This window comes from Arenibacter latericius DSM 15913, from assembly GCF_000424985.1.
Taxonomy (GTDB): Bacteria; Bacteroidota; Bacteroidia; order Flavobacteriales; family Flavobacteriaceae; genus Arenibacter; species Arenibacter latericius.
This window is the reverse complement of the sequence record NZ_AUKX01000016.1, coordinates 38,647-58,347: the sequence shown is the minus strand read 5'-3', so window position 1 is coordinate 58,347 and position 19,701 is coordinate 38,647. Positions and strand designations below refer to the sequence as shown.

Sequence of the window (19,701 nt, the reverse complement as noted above, 5' to 3'; positions counted from 1 at the left end):
ACTTCTTATACGCCTTACCTAGCCTGAATATTGAACCTCCGAAAGCAACAAAAAAAGGTAACAGCAACGGCTCTATGGGAAGTAAATCTAAAACGAATCTTATGAAATCTTACGAAATCATCAATAAAAACGCGGAACCAAAGTTAAAAAGACAAAAAAAGGAAAACGCTCCGGATATAATAAGTAAATCAATTAAAAGTAAAATAAACGCAAACCATCCGAAGGCCGGTCCGACATTTCATTATGGCGGGGTTCGGGTAGGCAATTATTAATCCTGTCTGCCGACAAGGCAGGCTTTAAATCTTGTATTATGAGTACTATCAGAAATCATGTTCAGTTAATCGGAAACCTTGGGGAGGACCCAAAAGTAACCATTTTGGAAAACGGGAGAAAAGTAGCCCGTTTTTCGCTCGCCACCAATGAATTTTATAAAAATGAAAAAGGTGAGAAAACCCAGAGTACGGAATGGCATACCATCATTGCCTGGGGAAAGACCGCCGAGATCATTGAGAAATATGCCGGTAAAGGACAGGAAATTGGTGTGGCAGGGAAATTAAAGACCCGTACTTACACAACGGACGACGGAAACCAACGGTACATCACCGAAGTGGAAGCTAAGGAAATCCTGTTGTTGGGATCCAAGAACGGCAATGATGCCGGTTAAAATGTATTAAAGAGGGCGTATCTGTAGAAAGTTGCGCCCTTTTTTCATTATCAACCTCTAAAATGAAATCACAATGAGAGCACATAGCAATGAAATATTAAGGGGATTACAACATTTTCACGGTTCGGAAATACTATACATTATCCCATTGACGGGTACCAGATATACCGAAGGAATAAAATATCTTGCCAATGTTGCGGAATGCTATTGGCTGATCACCGATGCTTCGATCATGGCCATAAGCTTGATGAAGCAAAGCAGCTTTATTACCATAGACTATAAAAGGTTATCCAAAGAAAAACAAGATTATATTGGCTATGAAGCAGAAGTTATCTATGGGGATGGCAATGACAACATCTTTCAATCTCATAGGTACCGAGTGACAGATTTTCCATTAAACGAACTTCGCCTTTTTTATGTAAACAATACGTTGATGCTACCGAGTGAATATTAGAATTCAAGATTAATATTCGTTCGCGAATCACACAGATTAGATAGGAAAAAAAAAGGCACTTTTCTGCAAAATTTAAATAATCCATAAAGTGTATTATTTAGAAGGAAATTCACGACCGATTCAACTGATAATGTCCTTGACTTTTCAAGGGCATTTTTTACTATCGTCTTAAAGGATTCGCAAAGATTTTATCATTTTAATACTGATTCAAGAGAGTTTTACTTTTTTAAATCTTAAATAATCCATTCTGCTTTCCGTATCCAAAAGGAGCCATTAAATTACTATTGAACGGTTCGAAAGTTTGTCCGCTCGGCGGACAAAAAGGAGAAGCAAGAGGGTAACGGGCAAAGCCACGTTACATATTTTTACCTATCATTAAATAGCTGATAACTAAGTGCTTACAAATAGTTGAGGATTTTATGATTTTACGATTTGCGTCAAATGCCCTCAAACAGCCCATAAATAGGGATGAAATTGCGTCATAACCCCTTAAAATCTAAAAAAAATGGACTCCTTTATAACAATCAGAATAAAGCGTAAAACTGCTAAGCGCTTTCAGTCGTTTTCGCGCACTCATTTCAAGTCCCATACAGAAGCCATGGAGACTATGCTAGATTTTTTCTTATATAATGAAATCTCCCCAAAACAAATTCTTGGACCTACTGGTAGAACCCTTGAACAGGTTTTTAAAAAACGTACAAGTGCAATCATTGCCATTTTACGCGATATGGAAAAGAGCCAGACCAAACCTACACTGGCCATGATACATTCATTATTTGAAATGGAGGAGCCAACAAAAAGGCCTTTAATTTTAGAAAAGAAGGAAATTGAGGAGGTTCAACCAAAGTTTCACGAACGTAGAAATCCAAACCATTAAAATGAATATTATGTATATCACTATTACAGCCCAAAAACTAGGAAACACCTTTTCCCCAAGTTCAGCTGATTTTGTGGATTATCTGGGAAAAGAAAATCAAGGTATGGAAGAAGGAGACGAAAACATGGAATATTTTTTCAACCAGTATAATGATCAAATTTCTGCGGAAGAGGTTGTAAGGGAAATCGATGGCAATACTGCAAAATTGGAAAAATCAGAGCCTAGGTTTTATTCCATCACGATTAACCCTTCCAAATACGAACTTAAAGCATTGAATAATCCAAATGTCGATCTGAAACTATACACTCGAGAACTGATGAAAGATTATGTGGCATCCTTTAATCGGAAAATAAATGGACGGGCCGTGTCTATAGATGATATAAAGTACTATGCCAAAATTGAACATCAACGGACGTTTAAAGGAACGGATAAACAAATCCGAGAGAATCAACCTTATGCAACCAAAATACTTCAACTAAAACACAATATTGAAAAAGTGGAAAACGGTACCCTAAAGGGAAGTATAAAAAAAATGGAACGACGAATTAAAAAATTAGAACGACAGGCACCTCACCAACAAAATGGGCAACGGATTGTACAAGATATGGTTAAAGCTGGGAGTCAAAGCCACATACATATCGTAATGAGTAGAAAAGATGCATCCAATTCTTATAGTTTGTCTCCAGGGAGCAAGTACAAAGCATCTGACACAGAGTTAAATGGACAGATAGTTAGAAGAGGTTTCAATAGAGACCTTTTTTTTGACAAGGCTGAAAAGACCTTTGATAGAACCTTTGGGTATCAAAGAAGCTTTACAGAAAAGTACAGTTCCCGAAAGGAGTTTATCAATAATCCCAGAATGTATTTTAATTCCATAATCCGATTACCTACGAACGAAAGGGCCATTGCACTCAAAGTATTGCGAGAAACTGGCCTTCCTATTATGGGCAGTATCCCGGTAAATAAAGTACAAATAGCATTGAAAGCATTCAATAAATTGCGACAAGGAGTAGAAATAGCCATCAAATCGAGTTCTATAGGAATCTAATTAAATAGAAATAATGGATCCTCTAATGATAATTTCAACAATCGGAATGGCTAGCGTGGTATTCTATGTATTGTTCAAGATTACTAAATATGCATTTCCATTGAACAACTTTCTTGTATTTTGGATATTGGTGGACATTACCTCTTTAATGCCGTTGGTCTACGGGATACTATATCTAGCCTGTCCCTTATTACTGATTAATACCGTATTTCTAGTTTTCTTTCATAAACCGGATATATCGGTCGATATCAATAAAAAATATCAAGTCAACTTTAAAACCACAAAGGGAAACTTTAAGATCAATAACATCAAACGTGGGGTTTCCATTATCGGATCTGCCGGAAGTGGAAAGACGGAAAGTGTGGTCTATGGATTTTTACAACACTTTAAAAAGCATGGGTTTTGTGGGATTATTCATGATTATAAAGATTTTGAGATTACCGAAATGGCCTATCCTCTATTCAAAAATTCCAAAGTGACTTTTAAAATAATCTCCTTTGATAAAATAATTCATCGAGTGAACCCCATAGCACCCCGATATTTGGAGAGTCCAGAAAGTGTAAACGAAGTTTCAAGGGTGTTGATAGAAAACCTTTTGGAACAGAAAGATTCCGTTTCTGTTGGTGCAACCAAGTTTTTCCACGATGCAGCAGAAGGTTTAATAGGTGGATTAATATGGAGACTTAAATCTTCCTATCCCCAATATTGCACTTTACCTCATGTAATCGCCATTTATCATTACCTAGATACAGAGAGCCTTATTAGATTTTTGAAATCCAATACAGTCTCAAAGGGAATGGCAGATGCGTTTATTAGTGGGATGGATTCTGACAGGCAGACTGCAGGAGTGAAAGGCACACTTAGTAATGCATTAAAAAGAATAAGTACCCCAAGAATATTTATGGCCCTTTCCGCAGATGAAGTGCCGCTTAACATTAACCATAAAGATAACCCTTCCGTTATTTCAGTGGTTAACAACCCTAGATATGAAACCTCCTACTCCCCCATAATTGCCACAATTATCCACACCATTACCAAACAGATGAGTGTTAGACATTCAGAACCTTCTTTTCTATTGATGGAAGAAGCACCAACGATTAAGCTCTTAAACATGCATCGTATTCCAGCAACACTTAGAAGTTATGACATTGCTACGGTCTATGTAATGCAGGACAAGATTCAAAACGATATGATGTACGGCGATAAGGCTAGTCGGGCTATATTATCTAACTTGTCCTACCAATTCTTCGGTAAGGTCAATGATCCGGACACTGCTCAATACTACGAACGTTTCTTTGAAATTATTAAAGACCCAACAAAATCAATCAGCCGAGGCCATAATCTTAACTTTGACACCAGGGAAATAACTGGGGAACGGGAAATCTCAAAAATTAGGGCTAATTCATTCTTTAGGCTAAAGCAGGGAGAATTCGTAACCTATGCTGATGGAAATGATAAAAAAGTGCAATTTAAATTACAGAAGATACAGAGAGGGCTACCTGAACCTTCCAAAGCATTTTCCATAGCTGATCTGGAAGCTAATTTTGAGAGGATTTATAGGGAGGCTAGGTCCATTTTTAAGTGAGATTTTCTGATAATACTTAAGGAAGCGTATTAATTGAGTAGTTAAACTAATAGCATTTTCAGTTTCATTAAATCGCTATTTATGGAATCAAGAAAGTATATTAAATCCACCGTTTATTTAAACTCGCAGATTATCAAGTTAATATCTCCTAATAAGTTCATTTTTTTTTCGCTTAAAGCAAGAAGAGTCCGTTTCATATACCAAAGAGAAGAACAAAAAAGTGCAATATAAATTACAGGAGATCAATCGTGAGCTTCCTACTACTGCGTTAGAATTTTCCAAAGCAGATCTAGAAGCAAATTTTGAGAAGATTTATAAAGAGGCTAAATCTATATTTGATTGGAACTTTCTGAGCGAAAATAAGGCCTATTAATGTGACTCTGAGAAAAATCCTAATTATTAGAAACCACCCAATTTAAAAATATACCTATTAATAAGTATTGTTAATTAATGAAGGTATCAATAAATTTAAATAAATAAAACACATCACTAGTGTCCACTTAAAATAGACTGATTTCAGTTGATTATATTCAAGCTCTTTGATATTATTGTAATATACATTGATTAACAGCTCACTTACAGGGGTTTTGTCCAGTAGGGATATTCCCAGACCTCTAATATTTCGTAGGTTGAACGTTCAATTTTCCGGTCGTGCCGTACAATTGCTTCAAGGCAATATATAATGATGGCGGTAAATTTGCATTCGGACTGCATTTTCCGATGTTCTCCAAAAGGATTTGATCTTTAAATGCTGTTTGATCCATTTATAAAGAAGAGCTCTACCTGTCAACGGTTTTATATAAAAGGGCTATATCTAGGGTGGATAATTCGTTGTTGTTGGTCAAGAAAACGAAAGTACGTCCAGTTTCTTGATCATGGAATTTAACCCTGTGCAACTTGTCCGGATAGTCTTTGGAAACATAGAACCCTGTTAGTTTGCCCAATTGGTCAAATAGAACTCCGGTCGATCTACCGGTTTATTTTGGGGAATACATCCGCCTAAACTTTAGGTTAGATTTGGCTCGAACCACAAAGTAGGCTTGAAGCCTTGCTATTTTGCGCAGTCTTTGATAGTCTACATACCCACGGTCAAAGACGTAATGGGCCAATGCTTCATATGGCATGACATCCATGGCATTCATGTCATTTACCGTTGCGGCCGTAATGTGGATAAATACCGGGATCTGGGTGGTTTTTTGAAATGCGTGTGAAGCTTGATGCCCTCTTTGGTCTTAAGGAACTTAGCCCAGCAAAACACCATACGGTCAAAAATACGCCGTGGAAGAAATTCTGTCAGTTGTGAAAAAACATATTTGCCTTTGTTCATAGATTAAGAAAAAACATGATCAAAGTAATTCAAATCGTCACGCCATAAAAAAGCGCCGGAAACCAATGATTACAATACTCTCAAAGAACATACATTAACTTTTAGTAGACACTAGTGAAATTAGATAATAAACTACTGAAACACATAATTCATTGATCAGCTATATATCAACACATTAGCCAGCGACGATAATGGTAGCAGCAATAATGACGTGAATTTTAATCACATTTACCGATTTGCATAATATGCTAATTCACAAATTCCACTGTCTTTTAGCAAAAGACGTTAATTATAGAAGGAGTAGAAGATACTGAACAATTTTAGAAAGCTTTATTGATCGCTAATTTCTATAGCTTTTCAAGAAATTCGTCCCTTCTCCTTCCTTTTTCCCTTTAATCCTTTTATGGACTAGGATATAGGGAAAAAATCCTGTTCCGAACATTTTTTACCATACTAATGACATCGGAGCAAACCGTACCACTTTGGAAGATTATACAAGGATATAAAACATTAACGATAATCTATTTTTAAACTGCCATTTCTCGACGACTCCCCATTTAGATATATCCTGTGAGAAGGTATCCACCCCAGGAACTATATCCTTTAAATTGCAATATTAATTTTAAAGGGAGACCTGTCCGATTTGAGGGGATTACGCACTATGACGTCCCAGTTTATGATATTCTGGATTTTAACAAAGCTAACATCACCAGGTCACAGTGAACACCTTGTAGTTGATTTACTACAAGAATCCACAATATATACTACACAAGTTATTAAAAGTTCCAGCTATGTTTACAGCTTTTTAAAACGCAATAGGAGCTAAAAATAATCCATTAATCGATATTCAAAAAATTCAATTGTTAATACAATGACAACTCATGAAGTATTTAAAAATAAAACTAACCAAGTTCAGGGCCAAGAATTCACTTAAACAATAGTGAACATCACCTTAGCTAATTTACTCCCAATCATTCCCCGAAATACAGATGACCTAGAAACGGTAAATTTCGCAAGTTATAGGTAAGCGAGGATTCAGAAAACTTTAGCATTCATCGGAGCAAAATATACAATGTACTACTTAGAAAAACTAAGACGATATAAAAAAACTCAGATTAATAAAAATAAGATCTTAGAAATGTTAGGAAACATAATAGCATTAACATTTAATAATAGCCAAAGAAATAGGGCCTGAATAATTCGTTAAATCTAAAATTAAAAGGACATCAGCATGGAAATTAAAAAAGCCGAATTGATCGATGATTTATACTCTTGGGATAATGATATAACCAAAGAGGAATGGATATCAATTTTACAAGATAAATATTTAATTAATGAAGAGTTAATCTCCACTCTCTATAAATTTTATCTTGAACCCAGACATCGGAGCACTTGTCGTGAGTTAGGTTTAAAACACAAAATTCAACCTAGTGTTATCCATGAAAGCGTTTCTGCATTGGGCAAGTTAGTACAAGGTAAACTCAACCGATTTAAAATTATCGGCTCGGACAAACAGCTGACAAACTGGGTAATTCCTATGTATGGACAACTTAACAATAATGTATTGGAATGGGTAATTAGACCTGAATTAATTGCCGCAATGGAAACCCTTTATGTTCATGGTGATCCTTCTAAAGTAAGAACCTCAAAACAGTTAAATACGATTCAAAAAGACACTAATTCGTTTCAACAAACTACTGAAAACAACGCCAAAACCAACTTTTCTATTGAAAAGTATGTTGAACTATTAAAATTCAGCAAGAACTTGGTACTTACTGGAATTATTGGAACGGGAAAAACCTATTTAGCTAAAAGAATAGCTGAAAAAATGCAAGCTGAAACAAAACTAGTTAGATTCCATGCTGCCTATTCTTATTCAGAATTTATTGGCGGGTTACGACCAATAACTTGGTGGGAAAATAACAACGAACGTAAGGAATCATTTAACGATGGAGATTTTACAGCATTTTGTAAGGAAGCTTTACAAAACCTGATAGACAGTAAAAAAACGAAAGAAGAGCTTGAAGAGGATAATTCTATTCAACAAACCATGACCCATTTTATCAAAACAATTGGGAATAAAATCTTTGAAGATGGAAAGTATTTATTAAATAAGGATAATAGTTTTTTAGATATATCTATTACAGACTTAAACGAAGCAACAATTACCGTAACCTCTATCCAGGGTGGTAGCATAACCATCCCCTGGATAAATATGGCCTCGAAATATAATATATATAAAAAACACAAAAATATAAATTGGTCCCTATTAGAAATCGAAAAAAAATTAAAGGTACATAATCATCACAATGTTTATCTCTTGTTTTTAAAAGCTTTCGACAAGTTTATGGAGGATAATTTGGTAAGGATAAATGCAGAGGTTGTTAAAAGAAAAGATTACGTTTTCATTATTGATGAAATGAACAAAGCCAATATCACCAATGTTTTAGGGGAAGTATTCACCGCAATACAACCAAGTAATCGAGGACTTAATGGCAAAACCACTACACAGTATTCACACTTTATCCCTGAAAATGATTTATTTCACAAGGGCTTTTTTGTACCTGAAAATGTCTATATCATTGGCACTATAAATGATGCTGACACAGAGAATAAAATCATCAGCTATAATACCATAAGCAAATTCACCTGGAAACAAATAAAAGCTGAGGATAGGATTGCCATGTGGGATGAAGTGATCCCTGAATATAAAGATAAAGCGTATGAAATAATGACCACTATCAACAAAAAGATAGATTCAATACCAGGACTCAACGAGCATTATCATATAGGCCCAACCTATTTTCTTAAATTAAGGAATTTTGAAGGTGATTTTGACGCATTTTGGGATAATTATTTAAAAGGTATCTTGACACGTTACTTGATATCCCAGCCAAATTATTCAAAAATTATTACTCAACTGAAAGAAGCTTGTAAAAATGAACAAAGACTAAAAGCTGTATAATATATCAGTGTCCTTCTAACCTGAAGGATAATTAACAAATTAAAATTTTATTAACCAAGTACGATCACTCTTCATTTTTTATAGGTGTTTTAGCACTAAGCCTATTCTTTCTGCTAAACATTTAATATAATAGAGGCTAGAGTTCAGAACTACACCAATAGGGGTCTCATGAGTATATTAGATTATTATTTTTATTATTATTCCTCAGTATTTGCAGGATACCCAATCGTCATTAAGATTGCTATTTTCATCATTCTCATCCTACTCATTCTATCCCTTATGAGCTTATATCGCTTTTTTCATATTCGTCGAAAACAACTTTTAGCAGAAAAGCGTAAAATAAAAATTGAAGATAAGTATAAGGAAAAGTTGATAGACCTACTATATTTTTCTTTTCGAGAAGTAAACGTGACGGATCTAAAAGAAGGAAAAGATTTTCCAATACCCAGAAAAAGTTGGCAAAACGAGATGCTTACTGAGCTTATTTTGAAAATTAAATCCGACAAATCATATGAAATGAACGGAGGTGTGTTTCAAAACAGCAATTATTACAATCTAATGTCCTACACCAAATTGTTTGATTTCTGGGTGAAAAATATTTCATCTACAAACTCCAATAAAGCTATAAAAGCGTTAAGAATGGTCAATGAAATTGGAGAAGGCATCAGTGGATCAGCTTTTTCACGTGTCGTTCATCATCAAAACCGATATCTGAGAAAGTTTGCTCGCATGACCTTTTCACGATTTGACGATCACGACCCCTATAAATTCTTAGAGCAAGGTTTTGACGTACACTTCAATAAGTTTGATGAAAAGCGATTGCACTACACCCTAATCGAAATAAGCAAGGACTATACCATTCCACCTTTATCAAAATGGATAAACAATTCAAAAAAGAAAAATTATAAGTGCTTCCTTATTAGAGAGATTGGATTTTTTAGACAAGAAGAGGCTATTCCTTATTTAGTTGAGCTCTTTAAAACCGAGCCGAGCATTCCCATTCAGAGTCAAATTATGGAAACTCTGGGAGAATTGAAATATGAGCCCCTGATTAATTTGGTAAAAGAAGATTTTAGATTTGCTTCTCAATCATTACAAGCAAGCATGCTTAAAGGATTAAAGCGATTAAAATCTAAAAAATGCCTTCCATTTTTGAAAGAGGCTTATCACAGTAGTCAATTCAACGAAAATAAAATTCGAATAGTTGAATTGCTACAAGAATTTAATAAAGACGGTGTAACAATTTTGACTTCACTCTCAACAGATAGCAATTCTGAATTTGAAGCCAATTTATTTGATTTTGCTTTAAAATAATCCCAACTACAATGGAACAGATATTTCACTTTTATCAATATACCATTTTCTTCTATTCTGCCGTCATCACATTCGGATATGTCAGCCTAGCTATTCTGGGATATTTCAACATAAATAATAAAAAATCTATCTATACTGAGATAGAAGACAATCTACTCAATAGTTTTCCTGAAGAAGCCCCAGGTATTTCTGTAGTTACTCCAGCTTATAATGAAGATCTCATTATTATAGATAGCGCACACTCTTTATTAAATTTAAACTACCCCAATTTTGAAGTTATTATTGTAAATGATGGTAGTACAGACGACACCCTAGAAACGTTGATAAAAGAGTTTGAACTCGAGACTATACCTTACCCATATATAGAAAAAATTCGTTCCCAACCCGTTAGACATATTTTTAAGTCGACAAATCCACGCTATTCTAATCTTACCATTGTTGATAAGGAAAATGGAGGAACCAAGGCCGATGCCATGAATGCCGGAGTCAATATTGCTAAATTTGATTATTTTATTAATACTGACATCGATGGGTTATTAGACCCTAATACTTTGGCGAAAATGATTGTGCCCGTATTAGACTCTGAAACCCATGTCATTGCTGTTGGTGCTACTTTACGAATGGTAAATGCATGCGAAGTGGATAAAGGTAGCATTACGCGCGTGAGGCCACCTAATCATATGATTCCAATTTTTCAAGAAACGGAATATCTGCGTTCGTATTTGATTGGAAAAATGGGATGGTCTACTTTAAATATGATCCCTAATGTCTCTGGAGGTTTTGGCTTGTTTGACAAAAACGTTGTTATTGGTGCTGGAGGATTTGATCCCCTATCGCATGCCGAAGATATGGATATGACTTTACGAATGATTGCCTATATGCATCACAGTAAAAAGAAATACCTAATTAGACAAATTCCGGACACTTGTTGTTGGACAGAAGGTCCCTCTAATCTAAGGCTTTTGTACAGGCAGAGAACACGATGGGGCAGAGGGCTTTTACAGATATTCTTTGTTCATCGTCGCTATTTATTTAATCCTAAATATGGAAGGATGGGCATAATACTATTGCCCTATTCACTCCTATTCGACCTTTTGGCACCTATTTTAACAGTAACAGGGCTTTTCATGCTTATATATTTATTACTCAACAACCAGGTCAATTTTGAAACCTTTTGGCTGCTTTTATTCTTTGTTTATATGATAGGAGTAAGTATGTCGTTGGTAGCTATCACTTCAGATTTGGCCAATAAGAAATTGTACAAAAACTATTCGGAGTATGGAAAGTTAATTCTATACAGTCTATTTGAAGTGATTGCGTATCAACCTTTCAACACCATTTTCTACGTAATTGGTTATGGACAATTTTTATCTAACCGAGAATTTAAATGGACCAGTATGACCCGTCAGGGATATACCCGAAACATAGAAGAAGAATCTTCTAATTAGAAGCATTATTGAATTTATTGTTAGGGTAATAACAATCGAAACTATCATTTCCAATTTAAATACATTATGATTAAGGTATACAACGCCATAATAGGGATTCTATTTGTTCCGCTTTTATTAATAAACCTCAGTGTTAGCGCTCAAGAGACTACTTCACCACAAAATGCAGCGCCCATTGTATTAGATCCTGCATCCGATAAAAATGATAATTATGTGATTCTTGCCAACAATGAATTTATAAAGGGAGAATGGGAATCTGGAAAAGAAATCTTAGATGAAGGCTTGGCACAATATCCCAAATATTCTGACTTTCATATGTTGGCAGGCAAGTATTATTTAAACTATAAAGAATATGACAAAGCCCGTTATTCGTTACACAAAGCCCTAGAATATAATCAAAACAATGTAGAAGCTAAACATATATTGGTTAATGTTGAAGAGCAAACGCAACGCTATTCTAGCGCAATTGGTTATGTCAATGATCTTTTAGAAGTAACCCCTTATTGGAAAGGATTATGGCAAAAGAAAATAGAGTTATATGAAAAACAGGGAAATAAAGAAGAGGCAGCCCGTTTGAGAAAAAGAATTTTTGAAATCTATCCAGGGGACAAAAGCATCCAAGATGATTATTTTTATTATGCTGGTGGCCAAGCCCGTGAAAAAGCAAAAGAAGGGAAAGTTGACGAGGCTATTAAAATTTACAAAGACATTGTTAATAAGCAACCAAATGAAATTAAAAATTATTTCTACCTAATTAATGAATATACGAAAATTGGAGACCTTTACAATGCTCTGATATATACGGAACAGGGTTTAAAACAGTTCCCAAATAATGAAGATCTAATTCTTAAAAAAGCAGGAATCCTATCCGAGCAGAACAGATATAGCGAATTACTCCCCTTTTTACTACAAGAGGGAATAATGGACCAATACGATTACTATCAATTACAAGCAGCACAAGCAGCCAAGAACCAGGAGGCAACCGTTATATATGGTAAAATATTTGCTCGTAACCCAGGTAATTATGAAGCTTTCTCTCACGTTTTTGGGGATGCACTAAGTAGACATCAATATCAGGAAGCACTTAATATTTTAAACACCTACCGCCAAATAGGAGGGAATACTAAGGATCTTGCAGTGATGGAACTTGAGGTGTATCAAAAAATGGGAAATACCTCCAGAGCTGATGCGCTTATCCTTCAGCTTTTTAATCAATTTCCTGACGACTCCGATATAAGACAAGCATATGTTGAGGTTAAAATGAAAGAGGCGAAAGATAAAATAAATGCCAAAGAATATGAAAGTGCCATTCGAGATTGGAAGGAAGTAATAAGATATGGAGAACAAGACGTACAACTCTTGGGTAAAAATGCTGTTTATGACGCTTATTTACAATTAGACGAATTTGATAAGGCCAGTAATATTCTAAGCCAACTTATTGAGGAGCAACCAGAAAATATAAATTTACACGTTAAAAGAGCCTCTATTTATTATAAACAAGAACAATATAACCAAGCACTCACTGCTTATGAAAGGACCATCCAATTAGCAGAACCAAGTGTTAAGGAACGACACCTATCCGGTTATGCGGATATGATGGCTAAAATTATTAAAACCCTTAATGAGCAATACAAATATGATGTGTCCTATGAACTAGTTAAGCGTTGGATAGATCTGGCCCCTACCAATAGCTTGGCACTTCATTATGCTTTTAATCTGGCCCATTTAACTGGTGATCATCAGGCCAAAAAAAAATATGCCGAAATAGGAAACAGTCTTTATCCCGAAAACATTTATTTCACCATTAAACTAGCAGAAATAAAGAGTGAGGCCTCTGATTTATATTATAATCAGATATTTCATAATCTGTATAGGGAATTAAACAAATACCCCCATAATCAGGAATTAATTGATGCTTTAATTAGTTTGACCTCTAAATACGGAAGCAATCTACTTAAGCACAAACAAAGTCAAGAAGCAATTGAAAAAATTGATACAGCACTTTATTACGCCCCAGACAATAAGGCTTTAAAATACACCAAAGGATTGGCATTTGAGCAGCTACATCAATATGATTCAGCTTATTATTATCAATCTTTCTATGAGCCTGAGATAATGGAATACAACAGTTTTAAACAACATCTGCAATATCTTGGCTTTAAAAGCAAGGCCAATCAGGTAGGTATAATTCATCTGCTGAGTCGTCACGGGGATAACCACTCCATCAGTTCTGCTTCTACACTTGAGTATACCCGATTTGAGGATAACAACACGTATACTGGAAGAGTCAATTATACGGGGCGCCCCTTAGGTAAAGGAATACAAATTCAAGGAGAGTGGTCCCATAAATGGAACAAAGAAACATATACCATGATTAATGTGGCCTGGGCAAATAGATTTTTCCCACATTGGAACCTCAACGGATCTATTTTTAGATATGTTGACTTTGCAGGCGGTATGCAATTTGAGGTTGGTTTAGGATATAGAGAATTCTATAAAAAAGAAATGCAGTTAGTTTTTGAAAGTTCAGCCATGTATAATGTTGTTGTAGGAGCAACAAAAAATATAAATAGCTATAGATTAAGTGCCAAATTCAACAACTTTTTACTGCATGAAACTTATATGTTTAATTTATCGTTTGACCATCGTTATTTCTTGTCATCCCCCAACACTTATATTATGGCAGTAGGCTCTATCGGAACTTCTCCCGAGGTAGAATTGGTCGATTATCAACTTTATGACGGTTTTGATATTTTGAATACTATGGTAGGTGGTGGTTTTGGTCATATGCTGTATGAAAATATATCTATTGGAATTCTAGGAAGTTGGTACAATTATAAAGCCAACACCTCTCCAACACAAAATCTCGAGAATTATAATAATTTATATAATATTTATCTCCAGCTCCATGTTGCTTTCTAATAATAAATGCATAAGCATTACACTTGTTATATCACTGTTAATCAGCTACGTAACAAAAGGCATGCACAATGACAAATGGGATACTTATATCATTTCTTCGGCTCAAAACGAAGCAAGTGAACAATGGGCAAACTATGTTTTTAAGCAACTTTCCAACCGAGCCACAGAACCTAATTTGGTTAAATCAGCACAAATTAGTCACCAGAAAAAGTGGACTCAAAATCATAGGATTATCTCTATAAACGTTTCCGGAAATATTGAACAAAACTACTGTGTAAGTAGAGAACGGAACACCTTGCAATTACAGCTTAAAGAAAATGGGAAGCTAAACCAAAAAATTATAGAGCAGCTTATACTTAAAATTACTCATCAGGACCTGAGATTTACTTCAGCCGATACTCCTCCAAGTATCCTTTCGTTCAAGGAAGGTTGTCACGGGTTTGATTTTAAATATCGTGAACCTTTTTATGCACCCAATCTCAAACCAGGAAACACGGAATTATTCGTTACTAATAGTATAGACATCGACTGGGGAATATGGGGACATAATTTAAAAAAGCTTTTTGCAAACGAAAAAGATTCGACCTTATATGCGCTGGTTGATCGGAAACGAATCAGGGAACAATTATGCTTTTCTTCAACTGAATTATACCACAATATATCTAATTACATTTTAGATAATTTTGGAGACGGACTAGCGCAAGGATATCAATTTATGATTGCACCCCAAGACAATAATTTAGTGTGCCAGGGTTCAACGTGTCTGCAGTTAGGCAACTCTATAACAAACGCTACTCCTGCAGTTACCTATTTGATAAGAAAATTAGCCAAGCGGTATCCAAAACATCAATTCTTCACTATTGCATACCTAACAACGCTTACTGCTCCCACCGAGAAATTACCAGACAATGCTGGTGTGTTTTTAAGTACTATAGATTTACCAAAAGGAGTAGCCCTAGATCCAATTCAATCAAAAACTCAAACGTTTCTAAACTTGATAAACGATTGGAAAGCCAAAACCTCTACTATTTACCTATGGGATTACGCTTCAAATTTTGATGATTACCTTACCCCTATTCCAGTTTTATATAGTTTACAGCAGCAATTGCGATTTTACAAGGAACATAATATAAAAGGGATCTTTCTAAATGCATCAGGGTATGAGTATGCTACTTTTGACGGTTTAAAAACCTTTGTCTCCGCAAGCTTAATGATTGACAATCAGCAATCTATTGATGCCTTAGTTCAACGCTATTTTAAAAACTATTACCCTGAAACCCATCAACTCCTAACGGAATATTATATAAAATTAGAACGCGATTTCGCAAAGAAATCACAAGGATATCCACTATACGGTGGAGCAAATGAAATCCTAGAAACTTATTTGGATAAAGATGATTTTATCCAATTTTACCATCAGTTAGAGCAGGCTTTAACAAAGACAAAAGGAGCAGAAAAAAAACGTCTTCATAAGTTATTTACAGCACTGTCTTTTACCCGATTACAAATCGCATATGAAAATGGGTCTAATGCACAAGGCTTCATTGAACAAGAAAATAAAACTTTAACCGTACTACCCGAAGTAAAAAAATGGATCACAAATTTAGAACAATATACCACCTATAAAAACTTATATCAATATCGGGAATCTTCAGGAGATTTAGCTATCTACATTCAGCAGTGGAAAAATTTAATTTCTAAAAAAGAGTTTACAAATTTACTTTTAGATATCCCCATTACCATTCATTCAGCACCCGATGAAGGCTTTGAAAGCTCCCACTTGTTAAATAATGGAATACTAGGATTTACGCCAGACTATCACCAAGGTTGGTACATAAGCTCTAAAGATTTAAAAATTGGTTTTACCCTACCAGATACAATTGGTGAAAAAGAAGTCAGAATACGATTTTTAACCGATTCATCCCACGGTTTTTATCCTCCAGATAAAATTGAAATTAAAGCTGACGGCCAAATTATACATACAATTTTGAGCAATGAGTTAAAGCCCAATAAGTATACCACTAACTTTTCTTTTAGCTTGGATTTGAAAAAAGGACAACAAATTGAATTCCATTTTATTCGAAAATTAGGGCCCAACATCAAAATTGCCTGCGACGAGATCCAAATATTTTAAGTTAAACCGATGAAATATAAATTCTATCTTTTACTTATATTACTACTTTCCATAAGTTTAAAAAGCTGCAATATTAAAGACAGAAAGACCACTATTGAAATTGTAGATAATAACAGACATTATTACCCAATTTTAAGAGGACAAGAGAAAGAAATTGTCTTTAGAATTAAAAACACGGGAAAAAATCCCTTCGTATTAAATGACATATTCACCTCCTGTAGTTGTTTACAACTTTCAAAAAAATCATCCATTAAAAGCATTCCTGTTGGCAGAGAGGGTTTTTTAAGGTTAAATTATACGGCTATAAGCAACATTGGCTATGCTAAATATTATGTTACTTTGTACGGAAATTTTGACTCAATAGATAAGAAGGAAGTAATATTTGATATCAATATTGTTCCCGACGCACTTTACACCAAAGACTATGAGGAGATATTTAAAGAAGTAAGTGATAAATCTAACCTCAAAGAGAGTGTAGATGGGAAAGAAATTGAAAGAAGATATTATATGGATAGTGACATAGAAAACTAACATACTCTTGGAAGACCCACAAAATAAATATGGCAAGACTATTTTACTCTTAAAAAGAATTTAATATTCTAAGCCTTAGAAAATGAGCTATCTGGATGTTCTAACTTTGCCAGCACTACACGTCAAGTACAAATTCCGGCTTTTGGGGAAGTCTATACGATGACTTACCCAAAAAAAGAAATTAACTTGACGAAAACTTTAGAACCATAATTACCTCTATCTACACCACAGTTAATGCCACTTTCACAACTTGGAGTGTGGTGAATAATGTTGTTTACGTACTTTGTCGATGATTTCAATCCCCAAATCTGCCCTTATGAAATTAAGAAGTGTAATCGTAGACGATTGGTCCATGCTGCGCATGGCCGTGGCCAATTTAGTGAACGATCATCCAAACTTAGCACTGGTACCGGAGTACGGCAACGCCATTGTAGCAAGGAAAGGTATCGCAAACAATGGGATAGACCTTGTGTTTCTGGATATTGAAATGCCGATTATCAATGGTTTCGATCTTTTGGAGTCCATGGACGACCGACCGCAGATAATCTTGATCACCGGCATAGCCGATTATGCCCTTAAGGCCTTTGATTACGATGTAACGGATTACCTTCACAAACCCCTCACCACGGGCCGTTTTAATGTCTCTATCGAGAGAGCTATAACCAAATATGAACAGATAAATAACGTTAACCAAGATGAAGAGCATATTTTCGTAAAAAGCAACAAGAGAAAGCAAATAGTCTTTCTTGACGACATAAAATGGATCGAAGCCCTTGGCGACTATATTAAATTCGTCACGGATGAAGCCAATATCGTCACACTATCTACCATGAAATCCATCATACAACAGTTACCGGAGAACAAGTTCCTAAGAATCCACAAATCCTTTATCGTAAACCTGGAAAAGATCGAGAAGTTCAATAGTAGAAATGTTGAAGTTGCAGGAAGACAGATTCCATTAAGCCGAAACAAAAAAACAGAGTTGGCCGAGGCGGTGAATAGTATTTAGGGATTATTCGAGTACCTAATATATACAGTCTCCTTTGAAGGGCAACCATATATGCCGCTTTAATTTGGAAATAACATTAGAGGATTTCTCTATCCTGCCGAAGTGATTTTTGGTATTGGGCATGGATCGGTTTTATGGGTCTCCGACCTATATTCCTAAATTTATAAATTGGGTTGGGTTAAAAATTCGGTGAATTGTATACCAGATAAAAAATTATCAGGATTTCTCTTGAATTATGGCTACCTATAGCATAAACCTAAGGTTTTCGTTATATATCCTTTAAAGAAATGGTTGTCCCGTACTTTTAATAGACGGGGAAATATATTTCATTCTCAAGAATGGCCGGGTGCATTTTGATAAAGCATAACATAAAATTATTTCGAGGTCTATATCGCCGGCTTATTCTTTTTTGCCCTTTTTAAATATCTTGTCCACGCTACCTTTACTTATAGGCTTATCGAAATAATCCTTAACCATAGGATGTTCCTTGGCCAATTTACGGTCCGTTTTATTGGAAAAGGCAGAAACAATATAAATATAGATGTTTACGCTGTTGATATGACCTCGAAGCTTTTCCAACTCACTTAGAAAGTGCCACCCGTTCATTTCGGGAAGTACAAGATCTAATAATATTATGTTGGGTAAGCGGCATTGAGTTTCCGAAGACTCTTTAATCATGGTCAAAGCTTCTTCCACAGTATAAAAACCAATGACTCGGTTGTTTGGGTATGACTGTTCTATTTTATACACCATAGCAAATTGTGATACCATATCATCATCGATAATCCAAACAGTATTCTCTTCCATATATACCTACATTATAAGATGGGATTTTATGGAATGAGCTGCTCATTACTCAAAAAATAAAATCAATAATTTAAACCAATAAAACTTAAAAAGAACATTAGTCAGGGCCATGGCTACTTTGACTCAATCAAATGCAAAACCAGTAGTTACTATATAGATAAAAGCATATAACCCTATTGTATACATGATGAAACTGAACCATGCAAGGGTCTTGAAGTATTTTTAAACTATCAAATTCCCTATGTTTATAATACCATCTGCATAAATCTTTATAAAAAGTACTGCTGTTTTCATAATAAGGGTATAATCTTGGCGCAAAAATAAGACCGCCAATCGACCTCTCCTTACTATTTCGTCAACAGGTATTCGAGTCGGGTTAATCGGTGCCTACCGATCAGGCAAACGTTTTTTATGGAAGTTCTGGCAATTATCCATTTGCAGAACGAACAAAGGATATTCAAGCAATCTGGGCCGTTGCCGAAAACCTCTATTTTTTTGCATAACCACGGCGCTATATTTCATGATCGATTTAATGAAAAGCCACAATTACATGCTGATGGCGCTGTATATTATTAGGTCCGGACAATAGACTTGATTACAAGGATATTTTGCTGGG

General features: G+C 35.1%; 14 protein-coding genes and 2 pseudogenes. 13 read left to right on the top strand and 3 right to left on the bottom strand.

All coding sequences use genetic code 11. The annotated features are described in order from the left end of the window. Nucleotides 1-310 precede the first annotated feature (310 nt). From H344_RS0108540 to H344_RS21665, 6 genes are all read left to right on the top strand, one after another. Complete coding sequence (locus H344_RS0108540; RefSeq protein ID WP_026809939.1) at nucleotides 311-664, top strand: single-stranded DNA-binding protein; 354 nt, start codon at nucleotides 311-313, stop codon at nucleotides 662-664. A 73-nt stretch (nucleotides 665-737) separates the two neighbouring features. Further along, nucleotides 738-1,118 carry a DUF6876 family protein gene (locus tag H344_RS0108535; RefSeq protein WP_026809938.1) on the top strand — a complete coding sequence of 127 codons (381 nt, stop codon included), beginning with the start codon at nucleotides 738-740 and terminating at the stop codon, nucleotides 1,116-1,118. A gap of 505 nt (nucleotides 1,119-1,623) precedes the next feature. Then, nucleotides 1,624-1,995 carry a BfmA/BtgA family mobilization protein gene (locus tag H344_RS0108530; RefSeq protein ID WP_026809937.1) on the top strand — a complete coding sequence of 124 codons (372 nt, stop codon included), beginning with the start codon at nucleotides 1,624-1,626 and terminating at the stop codon, nucleotides 1,993-1,995. A gap of 10 nt (nucleotides 1,996-2,005) precedes the next feature. Then, nucleotides 2,006-3,043, top strand: coding sequence for a MobB family relaxase (gene mobB / locus H344_RS0108525; protein ID WP_026809936.1), 1,038 nt, complete (start codon nucleotides 2,006-2,008; stop codon nucleotides 3,041-3,043). A gap of 25 nt (nucleotides 3,044-3,068) precedes the next feature. Continuing rightward, entirely contained in the window at nucleotides 3,069-4,628 is a 1,560-nt protein-coding gene (locus H344_RS0108520; protein ID WP_240484961.1) for a type IV secretory system conjugative DNA transfer family protein, read from the top strand. 220 nt (nucleotides 4,629-4,848) lie between these two features. Then, nucleotides 4,849-5,001 carry a hypothetical protein gene (locus H344_RS21665; RefSeq protein WP_157378196.1) on the top strand — a complete coding sequence of 51 codons (153 nt, stop codon included), beginning with the start codon at nucleotides 4,849-4,851 and terminating at the stop codon, nucleotides 4,999-5,001. 604 nt (nucleotides 5,002-5,605) lie between these two features. Here H344_RS21665 and H344_RS22405 read toward each other — a convergent pair. Beyond that, nucleotides 5,606-5,830: pseudogene (locus H344_RS22405) on the bottom strand (transposase); the annotation flags it as partial. Nucleotides 5,831-7,186: 1,356 nt separating this feature from the next. On the opposite strand from H344_RS22405, the gene H344_RS0108495 reads away from it, so the two are divergent. The 7 genes from H344_RS0108495 to H344_RS0108465 all read left to right on the top strand — a co-directional run bounded on the left by H344_RS0108495 (nucleotide 7,187) and on the right by H344_RS0108465 (nucleotide 18,278). After that, on the top strand, nucleotides 7,187-8,920 hold the full coding sequence (locus H344_RS0108495) for an AAA family ATPase (protein ID WP_026809934.1): 1,734 nt from the start codon (nucleotides 7,187-7,189) through the stop codon (nucleotides 8,918-8,920). 168 nt (nucleotides 8,921-9,088) lie between these two features. Continuing rightward, complete coding sequence (locus tag H344_RS0108490) at nucleotides 9,089-10,234, top strand: HEAT repeat domain-containing protein (RefSeq protein WP_157378193.1); 1,146 nt, start codon at nucleotides 9,089-9,091, stop codon at nucleotides 10,232-10,234. Nucleotides 10,235-10,245: 11 nt separating this feature from the next. Beyond that, nucleotides 10,246-11,682, top strand: a complete 1,437-nt coding sequence (locus H344_RS0108485) for a glycosyltransferase family 2 protein (RefSeq protein WP_026809932.1) — start codon at nucleotides 10,246-10,248, stop codon at nucleotides 11,680-11,682. A 66-nt stretch (nucleotides 11,683-11,748) separates the two neighbouring features. After that, the gene (locus tag H344_RS0108480) at nucleotides 11,749-14,604 is read left to right on the top strand and encodes a YaiO family outer membrane beta-barrel protein (protein WP_034256347.1); all 2,856 of its coding nucleotides are present in this window, start codon (nucleotides 11,749-11,751) and stop codon (nucleotides 14,602-14,604) included. 61 nt (nucleotides 14,605-14,665) lie between these two features. Next, nucleotides 14,666-16,738, top strand: coding sequence for a DUF4838 domain-containing protein (locus H344_RS19900; RefSeq protein ID WP_169514956.1), 2,073 nt, complete (start codon nucleotides 14,666-14,668; stop codon nucleotides 16,736-16,738). Between the two features lie 9 nt (nucleotides 16,739-16,747). Then, a complete protein-coding gene (locus H344_RS0108470) occupies nucleotides 16,748-17,269 on the top strand; it encodes a DUF1573 domain-containing protein (protein WP_026809930.1) in 522 nt (173 codons plus the stop codon). A gap of 316 nt (nucleotides 17,270-17,585) precedes the next feature. Beyond that, a complete protein-coding gene (locus H344_RS0108465; protein WP_026809929.1) occupies nucleotides 17,586-18,278 on the top strand; it encodes a LytR/AlgR family response regulator transcription factor in 693 nt (230 codons plus the stop codon). A gap of 399 nt (nucleotides 18,279-18,677) precedes the next feature. On the opposite strand, the gene H344_RS0108460 is transcribed toward H344_RS0108465, so the two are convergent. Continuing rightward, nucleotides 18,678-19,085, bottom strand: a complete 408-nt coding sequence (locus tag H344_RS0108460; RefSeq protein ID WP_026809928.1) for a response regulator — start codon at nucleotides 19,083-19,085, stop codon at nucleotides 18,678-18,680. A 123-nt stretch (nucleotides 19,086-19,208) separates the two neighbouring features. Further along, nucleotides 19,209-19,295: pseudogene (locus H344_RS22350) on the bottom strand (DUF6747 family protein); the annotation flags it as partial. Nucleotides 19,296-19,701 lie beyond the last annotated feature (406 nt).